Here is a 5,129-nt window from a genome sequence, read left to right as displayed (position 1 = left end):
GTTGATTTTCTTTAATAGTTGATACTTGTTTGTTGTACCAACGATTCATTGATTTGAGATGTTTACCATCTACAACCCGTGCTTGTACCTACATTAGATACACAGGTCAACCAATTATTTACACCATGGTCTATTCCTAATACATTATCTTGATTTAATTGAGGTTTAACTACTTCTTCTTTTTCATAGATAAATTCTTGGGTAAAGCATCTGTTCCTCGGTAATATTCTCAGTTCTTTAAGAGATAAAAATTCAAGATTACTTGGCATAGGAATATAAAAACAATCTAGACCAAACCAGCGCTTACAGGTATTACCTAGTGGTACTCTAATTTGATTATCTTTAAGTTTTAATGCTTGTTTGGGATAGCTAACTGTAGCCATTCCCCCTTTTTTTCTATAGTTAGGAATCCTTGGTCTGTGTTCGATTGTACCTTCATTATAGGCTTTTATTAGACCATAATAAGAGCGAAATGATTCCGCTACAGTTCTCAATATTTGTTGTGCTGCAAGAGAGATGTAAAACTTTATAGTGATTGTTCTTTTTGTATACCTTTTCTTGCGTCATACTTGCCAATGCCTTTTTGAGACTTAAAATATAGTTGCCTGGCATAATATATTCCCATGTTAGTGAGCTTGTGAGACTGTTCACATAAGAATGTTAAGATATCAATTAATTCAGAATTTTTATTTACTAAAACTTGCTGACAACAGTACATTGGAAACGGGCCGAACGAAAACTTATTGTCGATCATAGTAACAGAGAAAAACTTTAGTTGTCTAGTCCAAAGGACTACTTTGTTTTCATCCCCTCGGTTCAAACACGGGGGCCTTCAACGTGGCTTTTCGGTCAAATAAAATACATCGGATTAAAATCCGACTCCTCGCCTTTCATCCATCGCTTAAAAGACGATGGCTTTCATGCTCCCGTCTTATTTAGGTAAAGCCCTCAGTATAGCCATCATTACTCAATAGTTGTCATTTTTGCTTTCTATTACTTCTTGCTAAGATTAGTTTGACTTTGATTTTAGCGTTTCTGAATTATGAACAAAAACAAATTGATAATTATCTGTTTATCAACAATTATATTAGTTTCAGTACGGCTTAATTTCCTATTTTTTAATAGAAGCAGGAATTATTATTTACAATTAAACTCCCTACAATTAAATCCACTTGCCATAAAATTTTATCCTGTTGATGCTAATCCCAAAGAGACTAAAAATTTCAATCAAAAAAATATAGTTTTTTTTGGAGATTCTCGTGCCCGTGGTTGGAATTCACCCAAAGATTTTGATAATTTTAATTTTATTAATCGAGGTATTTCTGGGCAGACTACAGGGCAAGTTTTAGGAAGATTGAATCAACATCTAAAACCTTTATCTGCGGATATTGTAATAGTTCAAGTTGGTGTAAATGATTTATATAGAATTCCAATATTTCCTGATAATAAAGAGACAATTATTTCTGAGTGTAAATCAAATATCAAAGAAATTGTCAGGCAATCTCGTCAGCTTGGTGCTGTTGTGATTCTGACAACTATTTTTCCCATTGCTGAAGTGCCACTTGAGAGAAAACTTTTTTGGTCGCTGGATGTAGAGTTAGCTATTCAGGAAGTGAATGATTTTATTTTTTCATTGGAAGAAGAAGATGTAATAATTTTTGATACAAGAGAGATTTTGGCAAATGAACAAGGAAAAGTTAGGGAAGAATATAGTAGAGATTTCCTTCATCTTAATCGCGCAGGATATAAGGCATTGAATGAAAAATTAATGCCTATTTTAAAAGAGTTATAGATGGGGTTTAAATAGAGAAGCAGAAGGTTTAATAATTAGAAAATAACCTGCCATTGGCAGCATGATATAGCTATGTTAATCAAGCTGTATTTCAATAACTTATCCACTAATATTGAGGGAAATGATAATCGTAAAATCAAACCCAAGAAATGAAAATGTGTTTCAGCTAATTCAAGAACTTGATGAATACCAATCATCTTTATATCCTGCAGAAAGCAATCACCTAGATTCTGTAGAGACTCTAGTACAAGATAATGTATATTTTGTTTCTGCTTTCTTTGAAGATAATCCTAATCCAATAGCTTGTGGAGCAGTAAAAATTATAGAAAATTATGGAGAAGTTAAAAGAGTTTATGTTGTGCCTAATTACCGTGGGAAAGGTGTAGCAAAAGCAATTATGAAAGCTTTAGAGGAACATTTAGTCAACAATAGAATATTAATAGCAAAGCTAGAAACAGGAATTTATCAAGAAGAAGCCATATCCTTCTACAAATCCTTGGGCTATAAATTTACTCTCCCTTTTGGTGAATATAAGCCCGATCCACTATCAGTTTTTATGGAAAAATTATTGGCAACTTGAATTTAGAGTTCAACTTTAGATTCTTGTCTCTGAGTCGGAACAGAGCAAATCTATATTAGGGCTTGCTGAATAAATATAAAAGTCTTTGCAGATAAAGGTAAATTCCTTTTTAAGTATTAAAAAGTGCGAAGTTTTAGGTAGTAATGGTTAAATTAGGAGCAGATTTTGGTCACAGATAGGGGCAAAAAAATTAAGGGACTATTCTTCCTACTATCTCCTCTATAATTCCCATTTCTCCTGACTCCTGTTTCCTGTCTCCTAACCCTACTAAAAGACTTTTGAGTGCAAACCCTATATTAAAGTTCTTCTGAGAAGAATGTGATGGATACCTCGTACTTTCAAGACTCGAAAACTGCTGTATATTTGTTTGTGAGATGAGTCGATAATTTTGAATATTTGCTCACCTAATTAAGATAATGACAAAATCTGACTTGACTTTCTAATAAAATTTTTAACTATTTGTGGGTACAAATTACTTCTAAATTTTCAATTCTGAATTCTAAATTCTCAATTCTTCCTTCTGCTTCTAAAGCGATCGCCTGTAATTTATCTAATATTTTTTGATTAGCTGACTGCCACAAACTTCGTTGATTTGCTTCTAATAATCTTTCTGCCATATCCCGTAATTATCAAGGATTTTTTATTGAATAAATAGACTTTACATTTTTCTCAAAAATATCAGCTTCTGCTACTCCTTGATACATCAAATATTCCACATACTCAACAGTTCTAATTAAATCTCGATAATCAGTAGAGTAAGCAAATATATGTGTTTTTGATTTGGGAGTTGATAATTTTGAATATTTGCCCACTGTACTAGATTTTTTTATTAACTATTAGCTTCAATTATTCCTTCTGCTTCTAGAGCGATCGCTCTCAATTTTTCCAAAGTTTTTTGATTAGCTGACTGCCATAAACCTCGTTGATTTGCTTCTAATAATCTTTCTGCCATATCTCGCAATGCCCAAGGATTTTTTGCTTGTATAAATGATTGTACATTTTTATCAAAAAGATAAGTTTCTGCTACTCCTTGATACATAAAATCTTCGACACATTTTGCTGTAGCATCATAGGCAAATAAATAATCTATTGTAGCTGCCATTTCAAAGGCTCCTTTATAACCATGACGCATTACTCCAGCTATCCATTTAGGATTAACTACTCTGGAACGATAAACTCTAGCAATTTGTTCTTTTAATTGTCGAACTTTGGGATTTTCTGGCATAGAATTATCACCAAAATAAGTATCAGGATTTTTGCCAGTTAAAGCACGAATTGCTACTGTCATTCCTCCTTGGAATTGATAATAATCATCGGAGTCTAATAGATCGTGTTCTCTATTGTCTTGATTATGCAAAACTATCTGCATTTGTTGGAGACGTTGAGAAAATGCTTCTGGAGAATTTATCGCTCTAGCTTCCTGGTTATAACTATTATTAATTCCTGTATAAGCATAACTACTCCAATTAATATAAGCTCTAGCTAAATCTTGGTCATCTTGCCAATTTTGAGATTCGATTAAACCCTGTAAACCTGCACCATAAGCTCCTGGTTTAGAACCAAATATTCTATATTGAGAACGTGCTTTTGCCTGAATTTCAGTTAATCCTAATTCTTGCCAACATTTGACTTCTTTTTTTACTTGAGCAGCTAAAGGATTTTCTGTTGGAGACTCATCTAAATTAGCCACAGCAATAACAGCTTGGTCGAATAAATCGATAATATTAGGAAAAGCATCTCTAAAGAAACCAGAAATTCTTAAAGTTACATCCACACGGGGTCTTCCTAATATTGAAATTGGCAAAATTTCAAAGTCGATAACTCTTCGAGAAGGTCTATCCCAGACTGGTTTTACTCCTAATAAAGCCAGTGCTTCAGCAATATCATCTCCACCAGTTCGCATAGTAGAAGTTCCCCATACTGATAACCCTAAAGTTTGAGGATATTCACCATTTTCTTGAGTGTATCTTTCAATTAAATTTTCTGCTGCTAATTGCCCTATTCTCCAAGCAGTTTCTGTAGGAATAGCGCGAATATCTACAGAGTAAAAATTCCGACCTGTGGGTAAAACATCTGGTCTACCTCTTGTGGGGGCACCAGAAGAACCACTGGGGACATATTTGCCATCTAATCCTATTAATAAGTTAGTAATTTCTTGATGAGTTTTTTGCAGAGAAGGTAGAAGATTTTGGCGAATCCATTCTAATTCTTTATTTGTCTGTGGAAAGGGAGAGTCTATCGGATTTTGGTTAATTAAATTTTCGACTAAATTAGCTGCTTTTTGCTCGATTAACTCAACAGCATCACCCAGGGTACGACAAGATATTCCATCTATAAATAAGTTGTGATTAATAATTGTAGAAAAATCGTCGGTGAGAGGGTCAAACTCTAAACTTAAATCTTCAGCTAAAGCACGAGTTAAACCCAAACGAGTAGTACTAGGATGACGAGCGATCGCTACAATTAAATCTCGTAATTGTTGACCTTGAGGACATTGCCCAAATATATGTAAACCATCGCGAATTTGTGCTTCTTTTAATTCACAAAGATAGCCATCTGCATTAGTGATTAATTCGGAAAATCTAGTATTTTCATCCTTTTCAAATTTCTCTCCTATTTTTAAGTGGGGCGAGGATGTCAATAAATCTTTTTCTGTACTGGAAGAGTCGGGAGACAAACTTTCTATTTCTGTGACAAATTTTTCCCTATTTTGCTCAGAAGGCGAGAGGAAGTCTGAGTCTTTTTCGGAATTGGAGA

General features: G+C 33.8%; 6 protein-coding genes. 2 read left to right on the top strand and 4 right to left on the bottom strand.

The window, feature by feature from the left end:
- Positions 1-62: 62 nt before the first annotated feature.
- Positions 63-383, bottom strand: a complete 321-nt coding sequence (locus tag AC3DU7_RS24610; RefSeq protein WP_488041927.1) for a hypothetical protein — start codon at positions 381-383, stop codon at positions 63-65.
- Positions 384-1,042: 659 nt separating this feature from the next.
- On the opposite strand from AC3DU7_RS24610, the gene AC3DU7_RS24605 reads away from it, so the two are divergent.
- Complete coding sequence (locus AC3DU7_RS24605) at positions 1,043-1,792, top strand: SGNH/GDSL hydrolase family protein (RefSeq protein WP_488041926.1); 750 nt, start codon at positions 1,043-1,045, stop codon at positions 1,790-1,792.
- A gap of 121 nt (positions 1,793-1,913) precedes the next feature.
- The gene (locus tag AC3DU7_RS24600) at positions 1,914-2,372 is read left to right on the top strand and encodes a GNAT family N-acetyltransferase (RefSeq protein WP_488041925.1); all 459 of its coding nucleotides are present in this window, start codon (positions 1,914-1,916) and stop codon (positions 2,370-2,372) included.
- 455 nt (positions 2,373-2,827) lie between these two features.
- Here AC3DU7_RS24600 and AC3DU7_RS24595 read toward each other — a convergent pair whose 3' ends face one another.
- The 3 genes from AC3DU7_RS24595 to cobN all read right to left on the bottom strand — a co-directional run.
- Positions 2,828-2,989, bottom strand: coding sequence for a hypothetical protein (locus AC3DU7_RS24595; protein WP_488041924.1), 162 nt, complete (start codon positions 2,987-2,989; stop codon positions 2,828-2,830).
- A gap of 12 nt (positions 2,990-3,001) precedes the next feature.
- Entirely contained in the window at positions 3,002-3,184 is a 183-nt protein-coding gene (locus AC3DU7_RS24590; RefSeq protein WP_488041923.1) for a hypothetical protein, read from the bottom strand.
- A gap of 17 nt (positions 3,185-3,201) precedes the next feature.
- The coding region (cobN, locus tag AC3DU7_RS24585; protein ID WP_488041922.1) for a cobaltochelatase subunit CobN at positions 3,202-5,129 on the bottom strand (1,928 nt) is incomplete at its 5' end.

Source organism: Okeania sp., from assembly GCF_983059655.1.
This window is presented reverse-complemented; position numbering and strand designations above follow the sequence as displayed.